Annotated in this window: 22 protein-coding genes; 11 read left to right on the top strand and 11 right to left on the bottom strand. The window is 66.2% G+C overall.

Annotated elements, in window-relative coordinates; all coding sequences use genetic code 11:
- Positions 1-52: 52 nt before the first annotated feature.
- Positions 53-595, top strand: coding sequence for a GNAT family N-acetyltransferase (locus PST29_RS13170; RefSeq protein WP_060838878.1), 543 nt, complete (start codon positions 53-55; stop codon positions 593-595).
- Positions 596-622: 27 nt separating this feature from the next.
- On the opposite strand, the gene PST29_RS13165 is transcribed toward PST29_RS13170, so the two are convergent.
- On the bottom strand, positions 623-1,936 hold the full coding sequence (locus PST29_RS13165) for a sigma-54 interaction domain-containing protein (RefSeq protein WP_060838877.1): 1,314 nt from the start codon (positions 1,934-1,936) through the stop codon (positions 623-625).
- 251 nt (positions 1,937-2,187) lie between these two features.
- Between PST29_RS13165 and PST29_RS13160 the strand changes: the two genes are divergently transcribed.
- The 6 genes from PST29_RS13160 (at position 2,188) to PST29_RS13135 (ending at position 6,640) form a co-directional block, all read left to right on the top strand.
- Positions 2,188-3,072, top strand: coding sequence for an MBL fold metallo-hydrolase (locus PST29_RS13160; RefSeq protein WP_060843326.1), 885 nt, complete (start codon positions 2,188-2,190; stop codon positions 3,070-3,072).
- Between the two features lie 30 nt (positions 3,073-3,102).
- Positions 3,103-4,380: an NAD(P)/FAD-dependent oxidoreductase gene (locus PST29_RS13155; RefSeq protein WP_060843325.1), complete on the top strand. Its 1,278-nt coding sequence runs from the start codon at positions 3,103-3,105 to the stop codon at positions 4,378-4,380.
- Complete coding sequence (locus PST29_RS13150) at positions 4,377-5,204, top strand: sulfite exporter TauE/SafE family protein (RefSeq protein ID WP_060843324.1); 828 nt, start codon at positions 4,377-4,379, stop codon at positions 5,202-5,204. The genes PST29_RS13155 and PST29_RS13150 overlap by 4 nt, the downstream gene beginning before the upstream one ends.
- 102 nt (positions 5,205-5,306) lie before the next feature.
- On the top strand, positions 5,307-5,780 hold the full coding sequence (locus tag PST29_RS13145) for a YeeE/YedE family protein (protein ID WP_332455321.1): 474 nt from the start codon (positions 5,307-5,309) through the stop codon (positions 5,778-5,780).
- Positions 5,777-6,196, top strand: a complete 420-nt coding sequence (locus PST29_RS13140; RefSeq protein ID WP_060838872.1) for a DUF6691 family protein — start codon at positions 5,777-5,779, stop codon at positions 6,194-6,196. The genes PST29_RS13145 and PST29_RS13140 overlap by 4 nt, the downstream gene beginning before the upstream one ends.
- 105 nt (positions 6,197-6,301) lie before the next feature.
- Positions 6,302-6,640 (top strand): YkvA family protein, encoded by a 339-nt coding sequence (locus PST29_RS13135; protein ID WP_060838871.1) that lies wholly within the window; start codon positions 6,302-6,304, stop codon positions 6,638-6,640.
- Between the two features lie 75 nt (positions 6,641-6,715).
- Here the strand turns inward: PST29_RS13135 and PST29_RS13130 are convergent, their stop codons facing one another.
- The 3 genes from PST29_RS13130 to PST29_RS13120 all read right to left on the bottom strand — a co-directional run bounded on the left by PST29_RS13130 (position 6,716) and on the right by PST29_RS13120 (position 8,700).
- Positions 6,716-7,732 carry a PDDEXK nuclease domain-containing protein gene (locus PST29_RS13130; RefSeq protein WP_060843322.1) on the bottom strand — a complete coding sequence of 339 codons (1,017 nt, stop codon included), beginning with the start codon at positions 7,730-7,732 and terminating at the stop codon, positions 6,716-6,718.
- A gap of 123 nt (positions 7,733-7,855) precedes the next feature.
- Positions 7,856-8,266, bottom strand: a complete 411-nt coding sequence (locus PST29_RS13125) for a PA0061/PA0062 family lipoprotein (protein WP_060838869.1) — start codon at positions 8,264-8,266, stop codon at positions 7,856-7,858.
- A 32-nt stretch (positions 8,267-8,298) separates the two neighbouring features.
- The gene (locus tag PST29_RS13120) at positions 8,299-8,700 is read right to left on the bottom strand and encodes a PA0061/PA0062 family lipoprotein (RefSeq protein ID WP_060843321.1); all 402 of its coding nucleotides are present in this window, start codon (positions 8,698-8,700) and stop codon (positions 8,299-8,301) included.
- A 229-nt stretch (positions 8,701-8,929) separates the two neighbouring features.
- On the opposite strand from PST29_RS13120, the gene PST29_RS13115 reads away from it, so the two are divergent.
- The 4 genes from PST29_RS13115 (at position 8,930) to PST29_RS13100 (ending at position 16,222) form a co-directional block, all read left to right on the top strand.
- A complete protein-coding gene (locus tag PST29_RS13115) occupies positions 8,930-12,151 on the top strand; it encodes an efflux RND transporter permease subunit (RefSeq protein WP_060843320.1) in 3,222 nt (1,073 codons plus the stop codon).
- Positions 12,141-13,307, top strand: a complete 1,167-nt coding sequence (locus PST29_RS13110) for an efflux RND transporter periplasmic adaptor subunit (RefSeq protein WP_060838866.1) — start codon at positions 12,141-12,143, stop codon at positions 13,305-13,307. Before PST29_RS13115 ends, PST29_RS13110 begins: the two co-directional genes overlap by 11 nt.
- Positions 13,291-14,709, top strand: a complete 1,419-nt coding sequence (locus PST29_RS13105) for an efflux transporter outer membrane subunit (protein ID WP_060843319.1) — start codon at positions 13,291-13,293, stop codon at positions 14,707-14,709. Before PST29_RS13110 ends, PST29_RS13105 begins: the two co-directional genes overlap by 17 nt.
- A gap of 1,240 nt (positions 14,710-15,949) precedes the next feature.
- On the top strand, positions 15,950-16,222 hold the full coding sequence (locus PST29_RS13100) for a hypothetical protein (protein WP_060843318.1): 273 nt from the start codon (positions 15,950-15,952) through the stop codon (positions 16,220-16,222).
- Positions 16,223-16,461: 239 nt separating this feature from the next.
- Here the strand turns inward: PST29_RS13100 and msrA are convergent, their stop codons facing one another.
- The 7 genes from msrA to PST29_RS13065 form a co-directional block, all read right to left on the bottom strand.
- On the bottom strand, positions 16,462-16,926 hold the full coding sequence (msrA, locus tag PST29_RS13095) for a peptide-methionine (S)-S-oxide reductase MsrA (RefSeq protein WP_442966403.1): 465 nt from the start codon (positions 16,924-16,926) through the stop codon (positions 16,462-16,464).
- Positions 16,923-17,978 carry an ABC transporter substrate-binding protein gene (locus PST29_RS13090; protein ID WP_041117702.1) on the bottom strand — a complete coding sequence of 352 codons (1,056 nt, stop codon included), beginning with the start codon at positions 17,976-17,978 and terminating at the stop codon, positions 16,923-16,925. Before PST29_RS13090 ends, msrA begins: the two co-directional genes overlap by 4 nt.
- Complete coding sequence (locus PST29_RS13085) at positions 17,975-20,056, bottom strand: ATP-binding cassette domain-containing protein (protein ID WP_060838863.1); 2,082 nt, start codon at positions 20,054-20,056, stop codon at positions 17,975-17,977. Before PST29_RS13085 ends, PST29_RS13090 begins: the two co-directional genes overlap by 4 nt.
- A gap of 152 nt (positions 20,057-20,208) precedes the next feature.
- Positions 20,209-21,177 (bottom strand): aliphatic sulfonate ABC transporter substrate-binding protein, encoded by a 969-nt coding sequence (locus PST29_RS13080; protein ID WP_060838862.1) that lies wholly within the window; start codon positions 21,175-21,177, stop codon positions 20,209-20,211.
- A 109-nt stretch (positions 21,178-21,286) separates the two neighbouring features.
- The gene (locus tag PST29_RS13075) at positions 21,287-21,838 is read right to left on the bottom strand and encodes a hypothetical protein (protein ID WP_232513238.1); all 552 of its coding nucleotides are present in this window, start codon (positions 21,836-21,838) and stop codon (positions 21,287-21,289) included.
- Positions 21,839-21,959: 121 nt separating this feature from the next.
- Positions 21,960-23,237: a Zn-dependent hydrolase gene (locus PST29_RS13070; protein WP_060838861.1), complete on the bottom strand. Its 1,278-nt coding sequence runs from the start codon at positions 23,235-23,237 to the stop codon at positions 21,960-21,962.
- 174 nt (positions 23,238-23,411) lie between these two features.
- Positions 23,412-24,902 (bottom strand): NCS1 family nucleobase:cation symporter-1, encoded by a 1,491-nt coding sequence (locus PST29_RS13065; RefSeq protein WP_060838860.1) that lies wholly within the window; start codon positions 24,900-24,902, stop codon positions 23,412-23,414.
- Positions 24,903-25,008 lie beyond the last annotated feature (106 nt).

Raw genomic sequence — 25,008 nt, 5'->3', positions numbered from 1 at the left:
ACCAGGCGTTAAGCTGCTGCGCCCGGTTCCGCCCATTCATCTGGAGTCAAGCATGATCACCATCCGTGAAGCCGACAGCCGCGATATCCAGGCGCTCAAGGCCATAGGTTGTGCCACCTACCGCGAGCACTTCGCGGCGATCTGGAGCGCTGCCGGCATGCAGCAGTTTCTCGACCAGGACTTCTCCGACGCCCACCTGCAAGCGTCCCTGGCCGCCCGGGACCGGCACCTGTGGCTGCTGGCCCTGGACCCGCAGCAGCAGCCCATGGGCTTTGCCAAGCTCAACTGGGGGCGGCCGGTTCCGGGCAGCGACCGCTGCGGGGCCGAGTTGCAGAAGATCTACCTGCTCAAGTCCCAGGCCGGCCAGGGCCATGGCCGGCGCCTGCTGGAACAGGTGCTGCAACGGGCCAGCGCCGCCGGGGAATCCTGCCTGTGGCTGGACGTGCTCAAGAGCAACAGCGGCGCCCGGCGCTTTTATGAAAGCGCCGGGCTGCGGCAGATCGGTGAAGTGCCCTTCAGCACCGACCTGGAACAGATCGGCATGTGGGTGATGGCCTGCGACCTGCCGCTGCCCCGGCCACCGGCCGAGGCTTGAACCCGGCTGCGGCCGTCCGCCCGGCGGCTACAGGCCCAGGGCCTTGAGGCGCCGGTACAGCGTGCGTTCGCTCAGGCCCAGGGCCTTGGCCAGTTCGCTGCGCGAGCCGTCGAAGACTTCCAGGGCATGGGCCAGTTGCTCCAGGTCCTTGCCGGCCCGGCGCCGGGTCACCGGGACCGGGGCCTGGGGACGGCGCAGTTCCGCCGGCAGGTCCTGCAGGCGGATCACCCCGTCATCGCTGAACAAGCGCGCCCGTTCGAGGATGTTGCGCAGCTCGCGGATATTGCCCGGGTAGGTGTACAGCTGCAGCTGTTCCAGGGCCTGGGGATCGACCCGCGGCACCACCCCGGGATCGAGGCGGCGCAGCAGGCTGTCGATCAGCAGCGGCAGGTCGTCGCTGCGTTCGCGCAGCGCCGGCAGGCGGATCGGGAAGGCGCTGATGCGGTAGTACAGGTCCTGGCGGAAGCTGCCGGCGGCGACCATTTCCTTGAGCGGCTTGTGGGTGGCCGCCACCAGGCGAAAATCCGAGTGCACGGTGCGCAGGCTGCCCACTGGGCGGAAGCTGCCGGACTCGATCAGGCGCAGCAGCTTGACCTGCATGGCCAGGGGCACCTCGCCGATCTCGTCGAGAAACAGGGTGCCGCCGTGGGCCGCTTCCGCCAGGCCGATCTTGCGTTGCAGGGCGCCGGTAAAGGCGCCCTTTTCATAGCCGAACAGTTCGCTTTCCAGCAGGGTTTCGGTGAGCCCGGTGCAGTCCACCACCACCAGCGGCCCGCTGGCCCTGGGGCTGCCGTCGTGCAGGGCGCGGGCGAACAGCTCCTTGCCGGTGCCGGACTCGCCCTGCAACAACACCGGGATCGGCGCCGGAGCCGCCCGCTGCAAGGCGCTCAGGGCTTCATTGAAGGCCGGCGAGCGTCCCACCAGGCCTTTCTGCTGGGGCTGCACCGAAGCCACCGCCACCGAACTCAAGCGCTCGACGTAGGCCACCACGGTGCCGGCCTCGCCGATGATCGGCCGCAGCTCCACGTCCACGTGCTCCGGGCCGCGAGGCGTGTGATGGATGTGCAGCATGCGCTCCGGCACCCGGCTGTCATGGGCCTTGCGCATCGGGCAATGCTCGCCGGCCTGATCGCAGGGCACGGCGAACTGGTGGGAGACGCGGTAGCACTTGGCGCCGACGTGGGGCTTGCCGGCCACGCCGAACTGACGCTGGTAGGCGGTGTTGGCGGCGATGATGTTGTAGTCGGTGTCGAGCACGATGGTCGGTTGCGGATCGTGTTCGAGGTAGGACACCAGGGCAGACATGGACGGCTGGGCAAGGTCGGTGGCGATCAGGGACATGAGCAACTCCGGGGCAGTGGCGGCAGCTTAAAGCACGCCGCGGCTTTCTGCCATTTTCTGCCACAAACTGCCAAACGACTGCCAAATGACGTTGGCAGTCGCGGCGCAAAACGCCTGATGGCAGCCTCTGCGGCCTTCTACTTCAATGAACAGGTGGCCAATCCGGGTGTTTGAGGTTGGCACGTTTATTGACAGTCCAAGGGACGAGCGACAGCGCAGACTGTCCTCACCTTCATTGCCTGGAGTGCCCCATGATCATCAGCGACACGCTGCGTGTAGAAGCCTTTTTCGACAGTCAGACCTGGACCATCAGCTACCTGGTGATGGACCAGGCCAGCCGCCGCTGCGCGCTGATCGACAGCGTGCTGGACTACGACCCGAAATCCGGCCGCACCCGCACCGAGTCCGCCGACCGCCTGATCGCCCGGGTGCGCGAGCTGGACGCCCGGGTCGACTGGATCCTGGAAACCCACGTGCACGCCGACCACCTGTCCGCCGCGGCCTACCTCAAGGACCAGCTGGGGGCCCGGGTGGCCATCGGCAATCAGATCACCCGGGTGCAGAAAGTCTTCGGCGCGCTGTTCAACGAGGCCCCGAGCTTTGCCCGCGACGGCAGCCAGTTCGACGTGCTGCTGGAAGACGGCGCCGAATTCGCCATCGGCGGCCTCGGCGCCCGCGCCCTGCACACCCCGGGGCACACCCCGGCCTGCATGACCTACCTGGTGCAGGTGGGCGATGAGTGCGTGGCCTTTGTCGGCGATACCCTGTTCATGCCCGACTACGGCACCGCCCGCTGCGACTTCCCCGGGGCCGATGCGCGGACCCTGTACCGCTCCATCGGCAAGATCCTCGCCCTGCCCCCACAGACCCGGCTGTTCATGTGCCACGACTACCTGCCCAACGGCCGCGAACTGCAATACATGACCACCGTCGCCGAGCAGCGCGCCAACAACATCCACATCCATCAGGGCATCGACGAAGACAGCTTCGTGAAGATGCGCGAAGCCCGTGACGCGACCCTGGACATGCCGGTGCTGATCCTGCCTTCGGTGCAGGTCAACATGCGCAGCGGGCAGTTTCCCGAGCCCGAAGACAACGGCGTGAGCTACCTGAAAATTCCCCTGAACACCCTATAACGATTAACGACTCCACACGGAGACCTTGCCATGCGTCCCTTCAACCCGGCCCTGCGCCCCGTCGACGGCAGCCACCAGGTGCTGATCGTCGGTGGCGGTGCCGCCGGCATCGCCGTTGCCGCCAGCCTCTTGACCCGCGATCCGCACCTGGACGTGGCCCTTATCGACCCCGCCCAGCACCACTATTACCAACCCGGCTGGACCCTGGTGGGCGCCGGGGTATTCAGCGCCGCGTCCACCGAACGGACCATGGCCGAGCTGATTCCCCTGGGCGTCAAGTGGATCCAGCGCGCGGTCAGCCAGTTCGAACCGCAACACAATGCCCTGGTGCTGGACAACGGCCACGTGCTGGCCTACGACCAGTTGATCGTCTGCCCCGGGCTCAAGCTCGACTGGGCGGCCATCGACGGCCTGCCCCAGGCCCTGGGCAATCACGGCGTGACCTCCAACTACCGCTACGACCTGGCGCCCTACACCTGGCAACAGGTGCAGCAGCTGCAACAGGGCGAGGCGCTGTTCAGCCAGCCGCCGATGCCGATCAAGTGCGCCGGCGCGCCGCAGAAAGCCATGTACCTGTCCTGCGACCACTGGCGGCGCCACGGTCGCCTGGGGGCGATCAAGCCGCGCTTCCTGAATGCCGGCGGCGTGCTGTTCGGCGTGGCCGACTATGTGCCGGCGCTGATGGAATACGTGAAGAAATACGCCATCGAGCTGGATTTCGGCCACAACCTGGTGGCGGTGAACGGCCCGGCGCAGCGCGCGACCTTCGTCCGCACCCTGGCCGACGGCCGCCAGGAAACCCTGGAGCGCGCCTTCGACCTGCTGCACGTGGTGCCGCCGCAATGCGCCCCGGATTTCATCCGCCACAGCCCGCTGGCGGACGCCGCCGGCTGGATCGACGTCGATCCCCACAGCCTGCGCCACAGGCGTTTCGTCAACATCCACGGCCTGGGCGACGCCACCAATACCAGCAACGCCAAGACCGCCGCCGCGGCGCGCAAGCAGGCGCCGGTGGTGGCCAACAACGTGCTGGTGGCCCTCAAGCGCCTGACCCGGCTGGCCGCCTATGACGGCTACGGCTCCTGCCCGCTGACCGTGGAACGGGGCAAGATCGTCCTCGCCGAATTCACCTACGGCGGCAAGCTGGCGCCGAGCTTTCCGCGCTGGCTGCTGGACGGCCGCCAGCCGACCCGCCGCGCCTGGTGGCTGAAGGAACGGATTCTGCCGCCGCTGTACTGGCGCGGCATGCTCAAGGGCCATGAATGGCTGGCGCAACCGACCCAGGCCACGGACACCCCGAAGACATGAATGAACACAGTCTTTTGGGCGCTGGGCTGGGGGCGGTCATTGGCGCGATCCTGGCGCTGACCGGAGCCGGCGGCGGCATCCTCGCGGTGCCATTGCTGGTGTTCGGCCTGGGCTTGAGCATGGTCGAGGCCGCCCCTATCGGCCTGCTGGCGGTGGGTCTGGCCGCCAGCGTCGGCGCGGTGCTGGGCCTGCGCCAGGGCATCGTGCGCTACCGTGCGGCGGGGTTTGTCGCCAGCATCGGCATCCTGATGGCGCCGCTGGGGCTGTGGCTGGCCCACCGCCTGCCCAACCTGCCCCTGGCGCTGCTGTTTTCCCTGGTGCTGCTGTATGCCTGCGGACGTATCCTGCGCAAGGCCAGCCTGGAATTGAAACAGGGCCGGGCGGCGCCGCGTCCGGCGTTCCTGCCCTGCGTGCTCAACCCGGCCCAGGGCCGCCTGCGCTGGACCCTGCCCTGCGCCCGGGCACTGACCTTCACCGGCATGCTCTCGGGGCTGCTGTCGGGGTTGCTCGGCGTGGGCGGCGGCTTCGTGATCATCCCGGCCCTGAGCCGCTACACCAACCTGGACAGCAAGAGTATCGTCGCCACCTCCTTGGCGGTGATTGCCCTGGTGTCCCTGGGCAGCGTGGTGACCGCCAGCCTCAGCGGGGTGATGCACTGGGCGGTGGGCGCACCCTTTGCCCTGGGCGCGGTAGTGGGCCTGGTGCTGGGCCGTCAGGTGGCCAGCCACCTGGCCGGGCCGCGCCTGCAACAACTGTTCGCCATCACCGGCATGCTGGCGGCGCTGCTGCTGGCGGGCGGGGCCCTGGGCTGGCTGTCCCATTGAAGCCCTTGCGCCGGCCAGCCGGCTCCCACAACAACAGTTACACGGCACCTGTCGCCGCTAACTTGCCAGCGAAGGCGTCACCACCGACGCCGCGCTTCCAAGGTGGAACAACAGGGCCATGCAGAGGAAATCCCCATGCTCTTTGATGCCGTACATTTCACCCCGGGCTCGGCCCTGGCCGGAGGCGCGCTGATCGGCCTGGCGGCCGGGCTGTTGATCGTCGCCAACGGGCGCATCGCCGGAATCAGCGGCCTGCTCGGCAGCCTGCTGCAACCGGGCAGCGACGGCTGGAGCGAAAAGGCCCTGTTCATCCTCGGGCTGTTGCTGGCGCCCCTGATCTGGGGCCTGTTTCACGCCCTGCCGGTCGCCGAGTTCCAGGGCGGCCTGCTCGGCCTGATCGGCGCCGGCCTGCTGGTGGGCATCGGCACCCGCTATGGCGCCGGTTGCACCAGCGGCCACGGGGTCTGCGGCATTTCCCGGCTGTCGCCACGCTCGCTCGTCGCCACCCTGTGCTTCATGGGCACCGGCTTCGCCACGGTCTGGGTGTTGCGCCACGGACTGGGGCTGCTGCCATGAGAAAACTCAGCGCATTTTTTGCCGGCCTGCTGTTCGGCATCGGCCTGCTGCTGGCAGGCATGGCCAATCCGGCCAAGGTCCTGGGCTTTCTCGACCTGGCCGGCCGCTGGGATCCGTCCCTGGCGCTGGTGATGCTCGGCGCCATCGCCGTGGCCTGGTGGCCTTTCCATTGGGCCATGGGCCGCTCGCGCTCGCTGCTCGGGGCGCCCATGCAGATCCCCGCCAAGCGCAATGTCGATCGACGCCTGATCGGCGGCAGCCTGCTGTTCGGCATCGGCTGGGGCATCGCCGGGATCTGCCCGGGACCAGCCCTGGTGCTGTTGCCGGGGGGCCACTGGCAAGCCTGGGTGTTCGTCCTGGCCATGCTCCTGGGCATGCTGCTGTTCCAGCGCCTGGAGGCCCGTCGGCAGCCCTGAACAGCACTGCTACGAGGGAAACCACCGGGGAAATATTGGCCTCTGCCGATCCAGCGCTTAGGTGGCGACCATGACCTGGCCCCATGCCCCCACCAGGAGTGCGCCATGTCCACCGCCCAGTCCCTTGAACTCTGTTTCTGGCACAAGATCGGCCGCTACGCCTCGCGCATCGGCCGGGCCCTGATCCAGAAAGCCCTGTGGCTCTACTACGCCGCGCAACGACCGCAAACCCCGATCTGGGCCAAGACCACCATCTACGCCGCCCTGGGTTACTTCGTGCTGCCGCTGGACCTGATCCCCGACCTGATTCCCGGGGCCGGGTACGTGGATGACCTCGGCCTGTTGACCGGCTCGGTGGTGACGGTGGCCGCCCACATCAACGCCGAGGTCCGGGAGCAAGCCAGCGCACGCCTGGCCGACTGGTTCGGCAGTGAGCCGCAATGAACCGGAGGGCGGCGCCTGGGTGCGCACTCGACTCACCAGGGCGCTGCGGCAGCCCGGCCAGAGTCGCCGCCCGGCTCACCGCGCCTGCGTGTCCAGGGCATAGAACTCCTGCAGCTTGGCCTGCAGCAGTTGCTTGTCCGGCAACTGGGTCCGGTACTCGGCGATCAACGCTGGAGACAGCGAACGGTTGAGGGCATATTCCACCACCTCGTCTTCCTTGCTGGCACACAGCAGCACGCCCAGGGCCGGGTTTTCGTGGGGTTTGCGCACCTGGCGATCCAGGGCCTCCAGGTAGAAGTCCAGCTTGCCCAGGTACTCCGGTTCGAAGCGCCCGACCTTGAGTTCAACGGCCACTAGGCAATTCAACCCACGATGGAACAGCAGCAGATCCAGGACGAAATCGCGCCCGCCAACCTGCAAGGGGTAGCCTGAAGCGACAAAGCAGAAGTCGCGCCCCATCTCGATCAGAAAGTCCTTGAGTTGACGCACCAGCCCCTGACGCAGATCGGCCTCGTCATGCCCCGGGGGCAGGTCGAGAAACTCCACCATGTAGGCATCCTTGAAGACCTTCAGGGCCTCGGGACGGGCCTGTTTCAAGGTGGCCGTGGCATTGGCCGGGTGGCTCAGCGTGCGTTCGAACAGCGCGGATTTGATCTGCCGTTCCAACTCGCGGGTCGACCACTGCTCCTGAATGGCCATGCGCAGGTAAAACTCGCGCTCTTGCGCGCATTTAGCTTGCGCAAGAATGATCAGGTTCTGGGTCCAGGGTAATTGTGTCAGCACTGCTGACACTTTCTCCTCCCCTCGATAGACCTCATAGAACTGACGCATGCGGAACAGGTTACGCCGGGTAAACCCCCGCAGCCCCGGCTGCTGCCGCGCCAGGTAATCGGCCAATTGCTGGACCACGCCATCACCCCATTCCGCCGCCTCGATCTTGCGGCTGATATAGGCCCCGACCTGCCAATACAGTTCCACCAATTGGGTATTCACCGCTCGCACCGCCCGCTGGCGCGCGGTGCTGATCATTTGCGCCACTTCGCTGAATGCCACATCGGTGGAGGTGATTGCCGCTTGCGCATCAGGCTTCATAGAGAACGCTCGGTTGGCTGGAGACAGGCCTCTATCATCCCGTGGCTCGCCATGGGCCTGAAGTCAGGCCTGTCTCTTTGTGTTGAGCGAAACGTCCTGATTTGCGCGCGTTAAGCAGCCCCGTCAGCCGGGCATGCAACTGAAGTCGTGGGTGCTGGCCACCTGCTTGCCCTGGGCGTCATACAAGCGCGCCGACACCTCGCTGCCCAGGCTCGACTCCACCAGTTTGTAATGCTCGCCGGCCTTGAAGCCGCTGTAGCTGAGGTGGCCGTTGCAGTCTTGCTGGTTGGAATCACCGACACTCTCTTCAAACAGGGTCACGTCCAGGCGATGAGTGCCGGGCTTGACCTGAAAATAACGCCCGTCGTCGACCTTGTGCCCATCCACCCGTTCGGCCATCAGGTCGTTGGAACCCTCTTCCTGCAAGCCGATCCAGGCCTCGCTGGGGTCGGGCTGGGGCATGGGGCCAGCGCAGGCAGAAAGCAGGCACACCAGGCCCAGGGCAGGAATCAGCAGCAGCGGTTTAAATGTCATGACGCAGTACCTCGACAGTCGAAAAAAGGCGTTTACAGGCAACTGAACGGCTGGCTCCGGGCCACTGGCCGGCCCTGGGCATCCACCAGGGCGACGCTCACGTCCTGGCCCTGGCTCGACTCCAGCAGTTGGTAATGCCCACCCGCCTTGAACCCTGCGTAGTCCAGGCGTCCCAGGCACTCGGGCTGCGCCGAGTTGCCGTTGGCCCCTTGCAACAGGGCCATCTGCAAGCGGTGCTGGCCCGGGCTGACCTGGAAGTAGCGGCCATCATTCAGGCGCTTGCCGTCGACGCTGTCGGCCAGCAAATCGTTGGGCGACTCCGCGGAAAGATCGATCCAGGCCTGCTGCGGATCGGCCTTGGGCACGGGCCCGGCACAGGCCGAGAGCAGGCACGCCAGGCCCAGGCCCGGCAGCAACAGCGGTTTGAGGGACATGAAAAAAACCTCGCAAGTGACAGAAACAGGTGCGACGCCGGCCGGAAAAAATCGGCTGCGTCGATGGTCATCAAGCTTGTCGAGGCCCGGGCGCGAGAACAAATGAATCCACATGAAAGGAAATTCAGGCCTTACCTAAAACTTCCTTCACCTGGCTGAAAGCCGCGTGTTAGGTGGGTCGCTGCAGGCTGCCGAGGTTTGCAACCCCACTCCCTCGGAGGTTTTCGGCATGCTCGGGCTGGTCAAGACCGCACTGCTCAAGCCCTACACGTTCATCGTGCTGGCGATATTCATCTGCATCATCGGGCCCCTGGCGGCCCTGCGTACCCCCACCGACGTGTTTCCCGATATCGGCATCCCGGTGGTGGCGGTGGTCTGGCAGTACAACGGCCTGTCGCCGGACGCCATGGCCGGCCGGGTGATCTACACCTACGAGCGCTCCCTGAGCACCACGGTCAACGACATCGAGCACATCGAATCGCAGTCGCTGCCGGGCATGGGCATCGTCAAGATCTTCTTCCAGCCCGGGGTCGATATCCGCACCGCCAACGCCCAGGTGACCGCGGTGTCACAAACCGTGCTCAAGCAGATGCCGCCGGGCATCACCCCGCCGCTGATCCTCAACTACAGCGCCTCGACGGTGCCGATCCTGCAGTTGGCCTTCTCCAGCCCGACCCTGTCGGAGGCGAAGATCCGCGACCTGGTGCAGAACAACATCCGCCTGCCCCTGAGCTCGCTGCCAGGACTGGCCATGCCCACGCCCATGGGCGGCAAGCAGCGCCAGATCACCCTCGACCTGGACCCGCAAGCCCTGGCCGCCAAGGGCCTGTCGGCCCAGGACGTGGGCAATGCCCTGGCGGCGCAGAACCAGATCATCCCGGTGGGCACCGCCAAGCTCGGCGGCGATGAATACACAGTGCTGCTGAACAACAGCCCGACCGCCATCGACGAGCTCAACGACCTGCCGATCAAGACCGTGGACGGTGCGCTGATCACCATCGGCCAGGTGGCCCACGTGCGCGACGGCTCGCCGCCGCAGACCAATATCGTGCGGGTCGACGGACGCCGCGCGGTGCTAATGCCAGCGCTGAAGAACGGCAACATCTCCACCCTGTCGATCGTCGACGGCATCCGCCAGATGCTGCCGCGGATCAACGAAACCCTGCCGCCGGCCCTGAAGACTTCGCTGCTCGGGGACGCCTCGGTGTTCGTCAAGCAATCGGTGGGCAGCGTGGCCCGGGAAGGCATCATCGCCGCCCTGCTGACCAGCGCGATGATCCTGCTGTTCCTCGGTAGCTGGCGCTCGACATCGATCATCGCCGCCTCGATTCCCCTGGCGGTGCTTTCCGCGATTGCCCTGCTGGCGCTCAGCGGCCAGACCCTCAACGTCATGACCCTGGGCGGCCTGGCCCTGGCGGTGGGGATCCTGGTGGACGACGCCACGGTGACCATCGAAAACATCAACTGGCACCTGGAACAGGGCAAGGCGGTGAAGCAGGCGATCCTCGACGGCGCCAAGCAGATCGTCGGCCCGGCCTTCGTCTCGCTGCTGTGCATCTGCATCGTCTTCGTGCCGATGTTCCTGCTGCAGGGAATCGCCGGTTACCTGTTCCGGCCCATGGCCCTGGCGGTGATCTTCGCCATGGCCAGCTCGTTCATCCTTTCGCGGACCCTGGTGCCCACACTGGCCCTGTACCTGCTCAAGCCCCACGCGCCGGAAGCCGGGCCCGGGCATCACCCGGAAGACGCCTTCATCAACCACCACGAAGGCGAACAGCACGCCAAGCCGCGCAGCGCCCTGGTGCGCGGGCTGCTGGCCTTGCAGCAGGGTTTCGAGGCGCGCTTCTCCAACGTGCGCGACACCTACCACGGCCTGCTGCACCTGGCCCTGGGCCGGCGCAAGACCTTCATCCTCGGCTTCCTGGCCTGCGTGCTGGCCTCCTTCGCCCTGCTGCCGAGCCTGGGCCAGGACTTCTTCCCCGCCACCGACGCCGGGGCCCTGGCCCTGCACGTGCGCCTGCCCCTGGGCACGCGGATCGAGGAAAGCGCGGCGGCCTTCGACCGTATCGAAGCGCGCATCCGCGAGGTGATCCCGGCCGAGCAACTGGACAGCATCATCGACAACATCGGCATCCCCCTGAGCGGCATCGACATGGCCTACAGCAACAGCGGCACCATCGGCCCCCAGGACGGTGATATCCAGGTCACCCTCAAACCCGGCCACGCGCCCAGCGCCGACTACGTGAAACAGCTGCGCGACGCACTGCCGGAAAGCTTCCCCGGCAGCCAGTTCGCCTTCCTGCCAGCGGACATCAGCAGCCAGATCCTCAACTTCGGCGCCCCGGCCCCGCTGGACGTGAAAATCTCCGGGCCCAACGCCGAAGCCAACCGCACCTTCGCCCTGGAACTGCAACGGCGCCTGCAACATGTACCGGGCATCGCCGACCTGCGCATCCAGCAGTCCACCGGCTACCCGTCCTTGCAGGTCAAGGTCGACCGCCTGCGGGCCAACGGCCTGGGCATCACCGAGCGCGACGTGACCAACAGCATGGTGGCCTCGCTCGCCGGCAGCTCCCAGGTGGCGCCAACCTTCTGGCTCAACCCGAAGAACGGCGTGTCCTACTCCATCGTCGCCGCCACCCCGCAGTACCGCCTGGACAGCCTGCCGGCCCTGGAGGCGCTGCCGGTCACCGGCAGCAACGGCCAGTCGCAGATCCTCGGCGGCCTGGCGGACATCTCCCGGGTCGAGAGCCCGGCGGTGGTCAGCCACTACAACATCCAGCCCACCCTGGACCTATACGCCAACGTGCAGGGGCGCGACCTCGGCGCCGTGGCCCACGACATGCAAAAGGTCCTGGACGACGCCGCAGCCCTGCGGCCCAAGGGCGCCACGGTCAGCCTGCACGGGCAGATCGACGCCCTGCACGAAGCCTTCAGCGGCCTGAGCCTGGGCCTGCTGGGGGCGGTGGTGCTGATCTACCTGCTGATCGTGGTCAACTTCCAGTCCTGGGTCGATCCGTTCGTGATCATCACCGCCCTGCCGGCGGCCCTGGCCGGGATCGTCTGGATGCTGTTCCTGAGCGGCACCTCGCTGTCGGTGCCGGCGCTGACCGGGGCCATCCTGTGCATGGGGGTGGCTACCGCCAACTCGATCCTGGTGGTGAGCTTCTGCCGCGAGCGCCTGGCGGCACATGGCGACGCCCTCAAGGCCGCCCTGGAAGCCGGCTACACACGCTTTCGCCCGGTGTGCATGACCGCTCTGGCGATGATCATCGGCATGCTGCCCCTGGCCCTGTCCGAGGAACAGAACGCGCCCCTGGGCCGCGCGGTAATCGGCGGGCTGCTGCTCGCCACCGTCGCCACCCTGATCTTTGTCCCCGTGGTCTTCAGCCTGGTCCACGGCCGTCACCCCCAATCCGCTGTCGTTGGAGAAAACACCCATGTCGCCTGATCACACCCCTTCGCGCAAACGCCTGATGCTCCTGGGCATCGGCGGCCTGAGCCTGGCCGCGCTGCTGGTCGCCAGCGGCCTGGCGGCGCGCACCCGGCATGAACGGGCCGTGGTCGCCTGGACCGAAACCGCCGCCGTGCCGCAGGTGCTGGTGTTCCAGCCGCAGCACAACCTGCTGGGCGACACCCTGCGCCTGCCGGCGCACCTGGAAGCCTGGAGCAAGGCGCCGATCCACGCCCGGGTCAGCGGCTACCTCAAGGACTGGAGCCAGGACATCGGCGCCAAGGTGGCCGCCGGGCAGGTACTGGCCCATATCGACAGCCCCGACCTAGACCAGCAAGTGGCCCAGGCCCGGGCGCGGATGATCCAGCAGCAGGCCAATGCAAGGCTGGCCCAGACCACCGCCGAGCGCTGGCAGCACCTTTTGGCCAGCCACTCGGTGTCGCGCCAGGAGGCCGATGAAAAAAGCTCCAACGCCGCCGCGGCCAAGGCCAATGCCCAGGCAGCCGCCGCCGACTACGCACGGCTCACGGCGCTGGAAGACTACAAGACCATTCGCGCGCCCTTCGCCGGCACCATCACCGCCCGCCACACCGACATCGGCCAGTTGATCAAGGCCGACAACGACAGCGACCCGGAGCTGTTCGACCTGGCGGACACCCACAAGCTGCGGCTCTATGTGCCGATTCCGCAGAACTACGCCAGCGTGATCCGCCCCGGCCTGCAAGCGCAACTGACCGTGCCCGAGCACCCGGGCCAGCACTTCAGCGCGCAACTGGTGGGCGACTCCACCGCCATCGACCCGCGCTCCGGCACCCTGCTGGCGCAGTTCGTCGCCGCCAACCCCGACGGCGCATTGCTGCCCGGCGACTATGCCGAAGCCACCCTGGCGATCCCTGCCGACACCCACGGCGTGAGCATCCCCGCCAGCGCGCTGATCTTCCGTGCCCAGGGCACCCAAGTGGCGGTGATCGACAGTGCCAAGCGCGTGCACCTGCGCAGCATCCATATTGGCCTGGACCTGGGGGAACGGCTGGTGATCGACCAGGGCCTGCAAGCCAGCGATCACGTCATCGACAACCCGCCGGACGCCCTGCGCGAAGGTGACCTGGTGCAACTGGCCGACGCCGGAGGTGAGCATGCGCCCAAGGCTTAAGCCCCTCGCCGCCCTGCTGGTGCTGGCCCTGCACGGCTGCTCCCTGGCGCCCCATTACCAGGTGCCGGCCATCGACCTGCCGGCGCACTACCGCGAACAGAGCAGCGACGGCCCCTGGCACCCGGCCGCTGCGCCCCAGAGCCTCGCCGAGCACTGGTGGCGGCTGTACCAGGACCCGCAGCTGGATGACCTGCAACAACGTCTGCTCCGAGCCAACCCGGATCTGGCGGCGGCCCTGGCCCACTACGACGGCGCCCAGGCCTACGCCAGCCAACTGCATGCCGGGCTGTTCCCGCAGATCAGCGCCAGCGCCCAGCCGTTGCGCCAGCGCCAGTCGGACAGCCGCCCCCTGCGCGGCAGCACGCAACCGTCGATCTACAACAGCAACAGCGCCGGTTTTGCCCTGAGCTTCGACCTCGACCTCTGGGGCCGGATTCGCAGTCAAGCGGCGGCTGGTGATGCCCAGGCCCAGGCCTCCGGCGACGACCTGGCGGCGGCGCGCCTGAGCCTGCAAAAACAGCTGGCGAGCCTGTATGTGCAACTCAACGGCCTGGATGCCCAGAGCCGGATCCTGAGCCGTTCCCTGGAGGATTACGCCCAGGCCCTGCAACTGACCCGCGACCGCTATCAGGGGCAGATCGCCTCGGAACTGGACCTGACCCGGGCCCAGAGCCAACTGGCCAGTGCCGAGGCGGAACTGGACGAAGTGCGCGCCCAGCGCAACCTCACCGAACATGCGATTGGCGAACTGGTGGGCGAACCCGCCAGCCGCTTCAGCCTGCCGCCCTCTTCGCAACTGCTGAGCCTGCCGAGTATTCCCCCGCAACTGCCCAGCACCCTGCTGCAACGCCGACCCGACATTGCCGCCGCCGAACGCCGGGTGTACGCCGCCAATGCCGGCATCGGCATCGCCCGCGCCGCCTGGTACCCGGATTTCAGCCTGACCGGCATGCTCGGCGGGCAGACCCAGGGCGTGGGCAACCTGCTGGCGGCGGGCAATCGCTATTGGGCCTTGGGCCCCCTGATGAACCTGCCGATCTTTGATGGCGGGCGGCTGAGCGCCAATGAGCGTCAGGCCCATGCCGAGTTCGAAGAAGCCGCCGCCCATTACCGTGGGCAAGTGCTGCGAGCGGTTCGGGAGGTGGAGGATAACCTCGGGCAACTGCGGGACTTGCACCAGGAAGCGCTGGACCAGCAGGCAGCGGTGAATGCGGCGCTGCATACCCAGACCTTGGCCATGAACAGCTATCAGGCCGGGGCGGTGAGTTACCTGGATGTGGTGACGGCGCAGACTGCAGCCTTGCAGGCACAACGGGGGTTGCAGGCGCTGCAGACGCGGGAGTTGCAGGCCAGTGTGGGGTTGGTGGTGGCGTTAGGTGGAGGGTGGAACGGTGGGGCTTGAAACCTGAAGCGCAAACCTTGTGGCGAGGGAGCTTGCTCCCGCTCGACTGCGTAGCGGTCGTGAAATCTGTGTTCGCTATTTGTCGGGAGTCCATATCCGTTGCTGCGGTCATGGCCACTTATGGTTTCGCTCTTACAGCGAGTCACTTTGGAAAAGCCGGAATCTCGACCCAGCCCAAAGTCACCAAAGGCTTCTGCCCCTCCACTCGGAGCCTCGCCTAGCGAGGCATGCTCGAGCTCCGGCCATCGTGTCTCAGGGGGCAGGAAGATCAACATCTGACGGCGGCCTACCGGCCGACCTTGTTTCATTTGTCCTTCACAGGGCGATGCTGCTCTTGGGATGGTCGAAGGTCCTGCGGACCTTGTCGCAGCTTCGCAGGCTCAGCAGCGGCTACAGAACGTACATACTCTGTAGCCGCTGCCGCAGGCTGCGAACGGCTCAGCAGGAGACGCTAAACCTGCATCCCCAATGCTCCTGGCATACCGCGCCGCCTGGTTTTGCGAGCGCTAGCGCTCGTTCGCAGCCTTCGGCAGCGGCTACAAGGAACCAGCCTGCGCACCTTGGCTTTGGCTTTGGCTTTTGATCTTCAGGCCCCTTCCCAGCAGGCCGAGCGTAGGCGTTGCGTAGGGGGCAGCTCGGCATGGATGCCGAGCTAGCCGCCACCCGGCCATGGATGGCCGGTTGGCGGCGGGTCCCCGGAGCAATGCCGGAGAGAGGGAACCCCGAGCCCCAGCGAGGGGCCCATGGAGGGGCAAGCGTTTTTTGGTTCCTTTTTTTGGCGTTTGAAAAAAAGGGACTCGCCGTAAGGGCGAAACCCTAAGTGGCCATGACCGCAGCAACGAATATGTACCCCGTCAACCTCGCCACAAAGACAAAACCGCCAGCCGCTACACCCGCAGCAACGGATATGCCCCCCAGCAAAACCAGCCACCAACACCACGAAACAAGCGCTCAAACATCTCCCCAACCACCCTGTTGCAGCGCTATGACGTCGCTCCTATAGTCCCCACTCGCAACCCAATCCGCGAGCGACCTTGGCCGGTCGAATATAGGAACGCATCGACTATCAAACCATCATTGCAGTCGCTTTTTGCGCCAGTGATCGAGGGACATGACGGTGATGCGCGGGACACCTTCTGGTGCACTGCTGTCCTGTCTCCGGCCAGTCTTTCCGCGTACTACCGCCCTACTCCTCCCAATCGGCGAAAAAGGTGACTGCTCTGAAAAAGGAGCCGCAGCTATGACTGACCATCACCTCCCTCGCTTCACCCCCATCGACACCCACGATACCGAACACCCGGTGTTCTACCTCGACACCCAAGCCCCCTTGAGCGACCTGGCCAGCAGCGCCGCCCACCGTTTCACCGTGGTCCGCGACCTGATGGACAGCCTCTCCACCCTGGGGCTGAAAGACATCAGCGATTGCGACCTGACCCGCATCACCCGTGGCGTGCACCTGCTCACCCGAGAAGGCTGCGCGGTGCTGGAAGTGATTCAGTGGCGGGTCGCGTAGCAACCCTATTCGCGGACCTGTGGCGAGGGAGCTTGCTCCCGATTGGGCCTCAACCCCATACATCCTGATGCACCGCGTCATCAGCGTTTGGGGCCGCTGCGCAGCCCAGCGGGAGCAAGCTCCCTCGCCACGAAGAACCGCCAGCAACTGAAGCTTAAGCTCCAAGCTCCAAGCTCCAAGCTCCAAGCTCCAAGCTCCAAGCTTGCGGCTTGCGGCTTGCAGCTTGCAGCTTGCAGCTTCTAGATATGGCAACTGCTCAGGCCATTCTTCTCCAGGTAGCGCTGGTGCGCTTCATCCGCCAGTTCGAAGCGGCCCAGGGGCACGATCACCGTGGCCACGGGTTTGTTGAGACGTCCGGAGTCTTGCAGGGCGGTCTTGGCCGCCCTCGCCTGTTCGGCCTGCACAGCGTTGGTGTGGAAGATCGCCGAGCGATATTTCACCCCGCCATGCTCGCCCTGGCGATCCACCGAAGTGGGATCGTGCAGGCCCCAGAAGTGTTCGATCAGGCTGGTATAGGTCAGCACCTGCGGGTCGAAATCCACCTGCACCACTTCAATTTGCAAGGCTTCATCCGCCGCTTCCACGGCGTAGCCGACGCGGCTGTCCACTACTCCAGGCAGCGCCCGGAACGCGGCTTCCGCGCCCCAGAAGCAGCCGGCGCCGAAGGTCGCCTGTTCGAGGCTGTTCACCGGCGCCCCACTCATTGCGCCACTCCCACTTTTTCGCCGCTGGCGCCCAGCCAGCCATCAACGATCTGCGGGTGCGCGGCGACCCATTCCTTGGCCGCCTGCGCCGCCGGTTGCTGTTCCTTTTCGATCTTGAGGATCAGGTCGTTCAAGGCCTGGGGTTCGATGCTGAAGTTCTCCAGGAACGCGGCGATCCGTGGTGCGCGTTTTTGCAAAGCGCTGGACGCCAGGACATAGACCCGGGCATCCGGGTAGGCGCAGGTGATCTTGCTCTTGCTCAGCCAGTCGGCGTCCACTGTCGGGCTGATGAATTTCCAGCAGCCGTCGGCCTTGTACAGCGGGTCGCCCTTCTTGTTGTCCTGGGCGTAGCCGTCGAACGCCGGTTCATCCAGGCGGCGCAGGTCGAAGGCGGAGAAGATCCAGTCCGGGGTGTAGGCGTAGAACACCACGCCGCGCTGGGCCTTGTAGGCGGCGGCGAGCTTGGCGTAGGTCACCGAGGCTTCGGTGGACACCGATTCGAATTTATCGGCAAAGCCAAAATCCTTGGCCTTGATCTGGCCGATGTAGGTGGACTCCCAGCCCGCCGGGCCCACCAACAGTTGGGCCTTGCCGCCGCCCAGGGGTTCGAAGAGTTTCGCCACTTCGGGCTTTTGCAGGTCGTAGACCGACTTCACGCCGTATTTATCTTGCAGGTAGCCGGGGATGTAGAAGCCTTGCACCCCCAGGTACGGCTGCTTGTTGGGCACCAGGGAGCGGGTGCCGCCGGTGACGTACTTGGCCCAGGCGGCGGACTGGTTGGGCAGCCAGATGTCGGTCAGCACGTCCACCGAGCCGTCGCCCTTGGCGGCAGCAGCAAACAGCACCGGTACGTCACCGGCGAGGTAGGAAACGTCGCCGTCGAGGCGGCTCTTGATCACTTCGCCGAGGATGTTCTGGATGGCGATGGCGCCGGTCCAGTTCTGTTCGCCAATGACGATCTTGTCCTTGGCCAGCACCGGCAGGGACAGACCCAACAACAGCGCAGCGGCGCCAAGGGTACGGGTAAACGACTTGTTCAAGGGACACCTCATGATTGATGCAATGTGCGATCCCGCTGGCGCAGGGTCGCTTGAATGATTCGATCGGGAATCAGCGCGCAGAACACGATCGCGGCGCCGGCCAACATGCCCTCGCCGCCCTTGATGTTGCGCAGCGCGGTCATCACGTCGTAGCCCAGGCCACCGGCGCCGATCAGCGCCGCCACCACCACCATCGACAGGCTCATCACCAGGGTCTGGTTGATCCCCAGCAGCAAGGAGCCCGCAGCCAGGGGCAGCTCGACCTTGGTCAGGATCTGCCACGGCGTGGCGCCGTGGGCCAGGGCGGCTTCGACGGCGGTCTTGGGCACTTCCTGAATCCCCAGGGCGGTAAGGCGGATCATCGGCGCCAGGGCGAAGATCACCGTGGCGATCACCGCCGGGGTCTTGCCCACCGAGAAGAACGCCACCGCCGGGATCAGGTACACGAAAGTCGGCAGGGTCTGCATCACGTCCAGCAAGGGAGTGATCAGGCGCCGGGCCAGGGCGCGCTTGGCCAGGAGGATGCCGGCCGGCACGCCGATCAACAGCGAGATCAGCACCGAGGAACCCACCAGGGCCAGGGTGGCGATGGTCCGTTCCCAGAAGCCGAACAGGCCGATGTAGAGCAAGGCCGCGGCGCTGGTCAGGGCCAGGGCGGCGCCGGCGCTGCGCCAGGCCAGCAGCACCAGGGCCAGGGCCGGCACCGGCCAGGGCAGCCAGCCCAGCAGGTTTTCGATGCTTTCGATCACCGTGCGCACGGCGACTATCACGCCGACAAAGCTGCTTTCAAAGGTGACCTGGGACCAGCCGATCAACTGGTCGATGGCCGCCGCGGTGCCCAGCAGCACTTGGCGGTCGGCGGGAAACTGCAGCCAGGGGCCCGAGGCATCGGCGGCCAGTACCCGCCACAGCACCAGGGCCTGGGACAGCAGCAACACCAGCCACGGCAGGCGCCAGTCGGAGCGGCCCAGGCGGCTGGGACGGCGGGCCAGGGTCACACTCAACAGGCGGCTGGACAGCAAGCCGATGAGCGCCAAGGCGACCCAGGCGAAACCGGCCGTGGCCAGCCCCTGCCCCAAGGCTGCGGCGGCGCCCAGCTCCAGGGCAAAGCCCAGCCAGTACAGGCTACCGCGACCGCTGGCGGCCAGGGCCGCGGGCCCCAGCAGCAAGGCCTGGGCCAGGGACAATCCGGGGCTGACCGGGGCCGGAGCCGGGGTCGTCGCGCGCGGGTGCGGGGCAATCGCCGCCACCGCAGGTGCAGCGCTGCGGGCGCCGTGCTCCTGGAAGAAGTCCGCCACTTCGGCATCCGCCGGCTGCTCCAGCAGTTCGGCGGGGGTGCCCAGTTGAATCAGCTGGCCGTGGCGCAATACGGCAATGCGGTCCGCCAGGCGCAGGGCTTCGGCCGGGTCGTGGGTCACCAGCAAGGTGGTGATGCCGCGCTCGCGTACCACCCGCAGAAAGTGGCTTTGCAGATCCCGGCGAATGGTCGGGTCCAGGGCGCTGAAGGGTTCGTCCATCAGCAGGATGTCCGGCTCGCTGACCAGCGCCCGGGCCAGCCCGACCCGCTGCTGCATGCCGCCGGACAGTTCATGGGGATAGTGCTCGCCCCAGCCGTCAAGGCCCATGGCCTGCAGTTGCACATCCGCTGCGGCGTGACGCAGGGCCTCGGGCTCGCCGCGCAGTTCCAGAGGCAAGGCGACGTTGTCGCGCACGCTGCGATGGGGCAGCAGGCCGAAGTGCTGGAAGACCATGCCGATGCGCCGGGAACGCAGGGTACGTAGCGCCTGGGCCGAGAGTTGGCTGATGGCCGAACCATCGATCAGCACCTCGCCACTGCTGGGCTCGATCAGCCGGTTGATATGCCGCAGCAAGGTGGACTTGCCGCTGCCGGAGGTGCCCATCAGGCACAGCACTTCGCCACGGCGCACCTTGAGGCTGACCTGCTGCACCGCTGGCGGCGCGCTCTGGCCACGGCGACGGGTGTAGTGCTTGGTCAGGTTGCGCAACTCCAGCACCACGTCGGCGGGACTCGGTGGCGTGGCGGCTGAGGCTGAGACGGCGAAAGCCTCTTGGGGGTGAACGGCAGACACGGGAACTCCTGACGCCGGGCGCGGGATGGCCTAACCGGCGGTGAACAAGAAAAAAGGGGGGGGGACCTGTTCGCCGGCAAGCCGGCTCCTACAACGGCATCGCGTGGTGCATGTAGGAGCTGGCTTGCCAGCAAAGGCAATCTAACCAGCGATCACAACTTCTTGGGGCTCCACAACTGCACGGCCCGGGCATCCACCGGCTTGGGCAAGAGCTTTTCCTGGTAGAAGGCATCAGCGATTTTCTGCTGCTCGCCCAAGGCATCGGGCTTGACCGCTTCCACCTGGTAGGTGCGGCGGCTGTTGGCCAGCTCTACCGTCGGCACGTCCAGGTTGCCCCACAACGGGCCCAGCAGTTTGGCCGCCTCGCTCGGGTGCGCCTTGACCCAGGCGCCGGTCTTCTGCAACTCAGCGAACACCTGGTTCAGCACCTCGGGATGGGCCTTGGCGTAGTCATTGGAGGCCAGGTAATAGCGGCGATAACTGGCCAGCCCCTGGCCGTCGTGCAGCACCCGCGCGCCCTGCTGGCGCTGGGCGCTGGCGACGAAGGGTTCCCAAGTGACCCAGGCATCGACCTTGGCGGTTTCCAGGGCCGCGCGGCCATCGGCCGGGGTCAGGTACACCGGCTGGATATCAGCGAAGCTCAAACCCGCTTCGCGCAAGGCGGCGATCAGCAGGTAATGGCTGCCGGCGGCCTTGGTCACGGCAATGCGCTTGCCCTTGAGGTCGGCCAGGGATTTGAGCGGCGAATCCTTGGGGATGACGATGGACTGGGCCGCGGGGGATGGGGTTTCGGTGGCGAAATAGGTCAGCTGGGCCCCGGCGGCCTGGGCGAAGACCGGCACCGTGTCGGCGACATCGGCGCTGATGTCGACATTGCCCACGTTCAGCGACTCCGCCAACGGCAGGCCACTGGTGAACTCGTGCCAGGTGATATTGACGCCCTGCCCCGCCAGTTGTTTTTCCAGGGTGCCCTGGGCCTTGAGCAGCGCCAGCAGGGTCGAGGATTTCTGGTAGCCGATGCGCAGGTCGGTATCGGCCTGGGCATTGAGGGCCATGCCCAGCGCCAGACCGGCCAGGGCGGTAATCGACAAGCTACGACGCAAAGCAAAGGGCAGGCGCATGGGGGCGAACCTTCTCGGAGACAGGACAGTCGCTAAAAGCTAATCGATCTAACAAATCGAAAATAAATACTTTTTAGGAATTAGCTTAGGTTCGTGCGACCGACCACCCCTAACGGTCACAAGGCTTGGAACCGCCGAACTCGGTTTTGCGCAGGCAGAAGAAGCCGTTTTTCTTCAAGGTCAGCGGTGCCACGGCGCAAGGCAGCACGGCCTGATTGACTTCGATCGACACCCGCTCGCCCTGCAACTCGCGCTCGTCCAGCCGCAGCTCGCAACTGCCCGCCTGGTCACCTGCCGCGTAGCCCATATGGCTGATCACCCGGTTGTCCAGTTTGATCACCAGGGGGTTCTGCGCTGCCGAACAGGCCGAGAGGCTGGGGTGGCGGGCGTTGATGCTCAGATGGTTGTCATCGCCGGTGGCCGCCGGGACCAGGGGGATGAACAGCAGCGACATCAGGTGGTGGGACGGCGCGGAGGTCAGCTTCACATACAGCGGCTCGGGGCCGCAGGACAGCTTGAACGAGGTGCCCTGGTCATAGCTTCCCTTGCTGGCGTCCTGCCAACCGCCGAAGCTGTCGGCCTTCCAGTCGTGGCCCCATTTGTAATCGATACAGCCCCCCAGGCTCAGAGCCAGGGCCAGACAAAGCGCCATCCTGTGCATAGTCGACATCCCGTGCGAAAAGTTCGCCAGTGTACGCCAGCCAAGCACCTGACGATGCCCCTTGCCGGCGAAGGCGTCGGCGGCCCACCTCTGGCGGGCCCCTTCGCCGGCAGGCCGACTCCTAAGGTTGGCGCTGGGCGATGGATTGGGAGGCGGCGAGCATGGCCCGCAGCAGCACGGCGCAGCCGGCGGCCAGGTCGTCGGGGTCGGCGTTTTCGATTTCGTTGTGGCTGATGCCGCCTTCGCAGGGCACGAAGATCATTCCCGCCGGGCCCAGCTCGGCGACGAAGATCGCGTCGTGCCCGGCGCCGCTGACGATGTCCATGTGGGACAGACCCAAGCCCTGCGCGGCTCCGCGCACGGCGTCGACACACACCGGGTCGAAGTACAGCGGCGGGAAGTCCGCGGTGGGGGTCAGTTCGAAGCTCAGGCCGTGCTCTTCGCAGGTGTTGTCGATCACCTGGCGCACCTCGGCAATCATCGAATCCAGGCGCTCCGGTTCCAGGTGGCGGAAGTCCAGGGTCATGCGCACCTCCCCCGGAATCACGTTGCGCGAGCCCGGGTAGGCTTGCAGGCAGCCGACGGTGCCGCAGGCGTGGGGCTGGTGCCCCAGGGCGGCACGGTTGACCGCCGCCACCACCGCGGCAGCGCCCACCAGGGCGTCCTTGCGCAGGTGCATGGGGGTCGGGCCGGCGTGGGCTTCGACCCCTCGCAGCTTGAGGTCGAACCACTTCTGGCCGAGGGCGCCCAGCACCACACCGATGGTCTTGCGCTCGTCTTCCAGGATCGGGCCTTGCTCGATGTGCGCCTCGAAATAGGCACCCACCGGGTGCCCGCTGACCGGGCGCGTGCCGGCGTAGCCGATGGCGTTCAGCGCCTCGCCGACGCTGATGCCCTCGGCGTCGGTCTTGGCCAGGGTGTCTTGCAGGGTGAATTTCTCGGCGAACACCCCGGAGCCCATCATGCACGGCGGGAAGCGCGAGCCTTCTTCGTTGGTCCACACCACCACTTCCAGGGGCGCCTCGGTCTCCAGCTTGAGGTCGTTGAGGGTGCGCAGCACTTCCACCCCGGCCAGCACGCCAAAGCAGCCGTCGAACTTGCCGCCGGTGGGCTGGGTGTCGATATGGCTGCCGGTCATCACCGGTGGCAACTGCGGATTGCGCCCGGGGCGGCGGGCGAAGATGTTGCCGATGCCGTCCACCGTGACCGTGCAACCGGCCTCCTCGCACCACTTCACGAACAGGTCGCGGGCCTGGCGATCGAGGTCGGTCAGGGCCAGACGGCAGACCCCGCCCTTGACCGTGGCACCGAGCTGGGCCAGTTGCATGAGCGACTGCCACAGGCGGTCGCGGTTGATGTGCAGGTGACTGGATTGCAGAACCTCGACAGCAGCGTTCATGGTGATCCCCTCAGGCTTTATCTGGTTGTGGTTGACGAGATCGGGCTCGTCTTGAGTCTCGCGGTTTTCGGTGCTCACCTGCAGGAGCGAGCTTGCTCGCGATTAGCCAGCAGACGTTACGCAATCCCCAGAGAGACAGGGTTGTTTGTACGTTCATCGCGAGCAAGCTCGCTCCTACAGGGTCGGGGTCTTGACGGTCGCCACCTGCGGGCTGCGCAGGCTGCACAGGCCGTAGTAGATCAAGCCGCCCAGGGCCGAGCCGGTGAACCAGCCGTAGCTGTAGAACCAGTTGAAGGCGCTGCTGCCCAGGGACATCAGGGTCAGGGCCACCGGCACGCCAAAGGCGATGAAGCCGTGCCAGTTCCACGCCGGGTAGACGTCGTCGCGGTACAGGCCGGCCAGGTCCAGGCGCTGTTTCTTGATGATGAAATAGTCCACCACCATGATCCCGGCAATCGGCCCCAGCAGGCTGGAGTAGCCCAGCAGCCAGTTGGAATACACCGTCTCCAGGCTGACGTCGGAAATCAGCAGGCCGAGTTTTTTCAGCAGTTCGTGGCCCATCAGCGCCAGCCCCACCAGGCCGGTGAGGATCACCGCGGTGGTGCGGCCGATCAGCTTGGGCGCCAGGTTCTGGAAGTCGTTGGTGGGCGAGACGATGTTGGCCGCGGTGTTGGTGGACAAGGTGGCGATGATGATCAGCGCCATGGCCAGGGCCACCCAGCCCGGGCTCTGGATGTGGCCGATCAGGCTCACCGGATCGGAGACGGTTACGCCCACCAGCTTCACCGAGGCGGCGGTCATCACCACCCCCAGGGCGGCGAACAGGAACATGGTCAGTGGCAGGCCGAAGATCTGCCCGAGGATCTGGTCCTTCTGGCTCTTCGCGTAGCGGCTGAAGTCGGGAATGTTCAGCGACAAGGTGGCCCAGAAGCCGACCATCGCCGTGAGCCCGGCCATGAAGTAACCCGTGACGCTGGCGCCCTCGGGACGCTTGGGCGCGATTGCCAGCAACTCAGTCAGCGACACGCTGGGCAAGGCCCACACCAGCAGGCCGATGCCCACTGCCACCAGCAGTGGCGCAGACAATGTTTCCAGCCACTTGATCGACTCGGCGCCGCGCAGCACCACCCACAGGTTGAGGGTCCAGAAGATCATGAAGCCGATCACCTCGCCGGTGCCGCCCAGGGCCTTCCAACCCTCGAAGATCGAGCCCAGGAACAGGTGGATCGCCAACCCGCCGAACATCGTCTGGATGCCGAACCAGCCGCAGGCCACCAGGGCGCGGATCAGGCACGGCACGTTGGAGCCGATGATGCCGAACGACGAGCGCAGCAGCACCGGGAAGGGAATGCCGTACTTGGTGCCGGCAAAGGCGTTGAGGGTCAGGGGAATCAGCACCACGATGTTGGCCAGGAGGATCGCCAGCAGCGCCTCGCCGACGCTGAGGCCGAAGTAGGCGGTGAGCACCCCGCCCAGGGTGTAGGTGGGCACGCAGATCGACATGCCGATCCACAGCGCGGTGATGTGCCATTTGTTCCAGGTGCGCTCCTGGACCTTGGTCGGTGCGATGTCGTGGTTGTAACGGGGGCTGTCGAGTACGTCGCTGCCGGCGTCCAGCTCGTATAAGCCGGCGCGCTCGGTCACCTGGGATCTGATCTGTTGCATGGCCGCTCCACTGTTCTTTTGATTATTTTGCTCATCAGGCCAGCGCACCCAGGAACAGTGCGCCGGACGATGGCCGGAGAACTTACGACTTCCGCCCTCCTGGCCA

This window comes from Pseudomonas sp. St29, assembly GCF_001547915.1.
In the GTDB taxonomy this organism is placed as follows: Bacteria; Pseudomonadota; Gammaproteobacteria; order Pseudomonadales; family Pseudomonadaceae; genus Aquipseudomonas.
Note: the sequence above shows the minus strand (reverse complement) of the source record. Positions and strands in the feature narration are given on the sequence as shown.

What these genes read in the sequence shown, in the direction of transcription:
- PST29_RS13170 (WP_060838878.1), top strand. Translation starts at nt 53, where the DNA reads ATGATCACCATCCGTGAAGCCGACAGCCGCGATATCCAGGCGCTCAAG.
- PST29_RS13165 (WP_060838877.1), bottom strand. Translation starts at nt 1,936, where the DNA reads ATGTCCCTGATCGCCACCGACCTTGCCCAGCCGTCCATGTCTGCCCTG.
- PST29_RS13160 (WP_060843326.1), top strand. Translation starts at nt 2,188, where the DNA reads ATGATCATCAGCGACACGCTGCGTGTAGAAGCCTTTTTCGACAGTCAG.
- PST29_RS13155 (WP_060843325.1), top strand. Translation starts at nt 3,103, where the DNA reads ATGCGTCCCTTCAACCCGGCCCTGCGCCCCGTCGACGGCAGCCACCAG.
- PST29_RS13150 (WP_060843324.1), top strand. Translation starts at nt 4,377, where the DNA reads ATGAATGAACACAGTCTTTTGGGCGCTGGGCTGGGGGCGGTCATTGGC.
- PST29_RS13140 (WP_060838872.1), top strand. Translation starts at nt 5,777, where the DNA reads ATGAGAAAACTCAGCGCATTTTTTGCCGGCCTGCTGTTCGGCATCGGC.
- PST29_RS13135 (WP_060838871.1), top strand. Translation starts at nt 6,302, where the DNA reads ATGTCCACCGCCCAGTCCCTTGAACTCTGTTTCTGGCACAAGATCGGC.
- PST29_RS13130 (WP_060843322.1), bottom strand. Translation starts at nt 7,732, where the DNA reads ATGAAGCCTGATGCGCAAGCGGCAATCACCTCCACCGATGTGGCATTC.
- PST29_RS13125 (WP_060838869.1), bottom strand. Translation starts at nt 8,266, where the DNA reads ATGACATTTAAACCGCTGCTGCTGATTCCTGCCCTGGGCCTGGTGTGC.
- PST29_RS13120 (WP_060843321.1), bottom strand. Translation starts at nt 8,700, where the DNA reads ATGTCCCTCAAACCGCTGTTGCTGCCGGGCCTGGGCCTGGCGTGCCTG.
- PST29_RS13115 (WP_060843320.1), top strand. Translation starts at nt 8,930, where the DNA reads ATGCTCGGGCTGGTCAAGACCGCACTGCTCAAGCCCTACACGTTCATC.
- PST29_RS13110 (WP_060838866.1), top strand. Translation starts at nt 12,141, where the DNA reads ATGTCGCCTGATCACACCCCTTCGCGCAAACGCCTGATGCTCCTGGGC.
- PST29_RS13105 (WP_060843319.1), top strand. Translation starts at nt 13,291, where the DNA reads ATGCGCCCAAGGCTTAAGCCCCTCGCCGCCCTGCTGGTGCTGGCCCTG.
- PST29_RS13100 (WP_060843318.1), top strand. Translation starts at nt 15,950, where the DNA reads ATGACTGACCATCACCTCCCTCGCTTCACCCCCATCGACACCCACGAT.
- msrA (WP_442966403.1), bottom strand. Translation starts at nt 16,926, where the DNA reads ATGAGTGGGGCGCCGGTGAACAGCCTCGAACAGGCGACCTTCGGCGCC.
- PST29_RS13090 (WP_041117702.1), bottom strand. Translation starts at nt 17,978, where the DNA reads ATGAGGTGTCCCTTGAACAAGTCGTTTACCCGTACCCTTGGCGCCGCT.
- PST29_RS13080 (WP_060838862.1), bottom strand. Translation starts at nt 21,177, where the DNA reads ATGCGCCTGCCCTTTGCTTTGCGTCGTAGCTTGTCGATTACCGCCCTG.
- PST29_RS13075 (WP_232513238.1), bottom strand. Translation starts at nt 21,838, where the DNA reads ATGCACAGGATGGCGCTTTGTCTGGCCCTGGCTCTGAGCCTGGGGGGC.
- PST29_RS13070 (WP_060838861.1), bottom strand. Translation starts at nt 23,237, where the DNA reads ATGAACGCTGCTGTCGAGGTTCTGCAATCCAGTCACCTGCACATCAAC.
- PST29_RS13065 (WP_060838860.1), bottom strand. Translation starts at nt 24,902, where the DNA reads ATGCAACAGATCAGATCCCAGGTGACCGAGCGCGCCGGCTTATACGAG.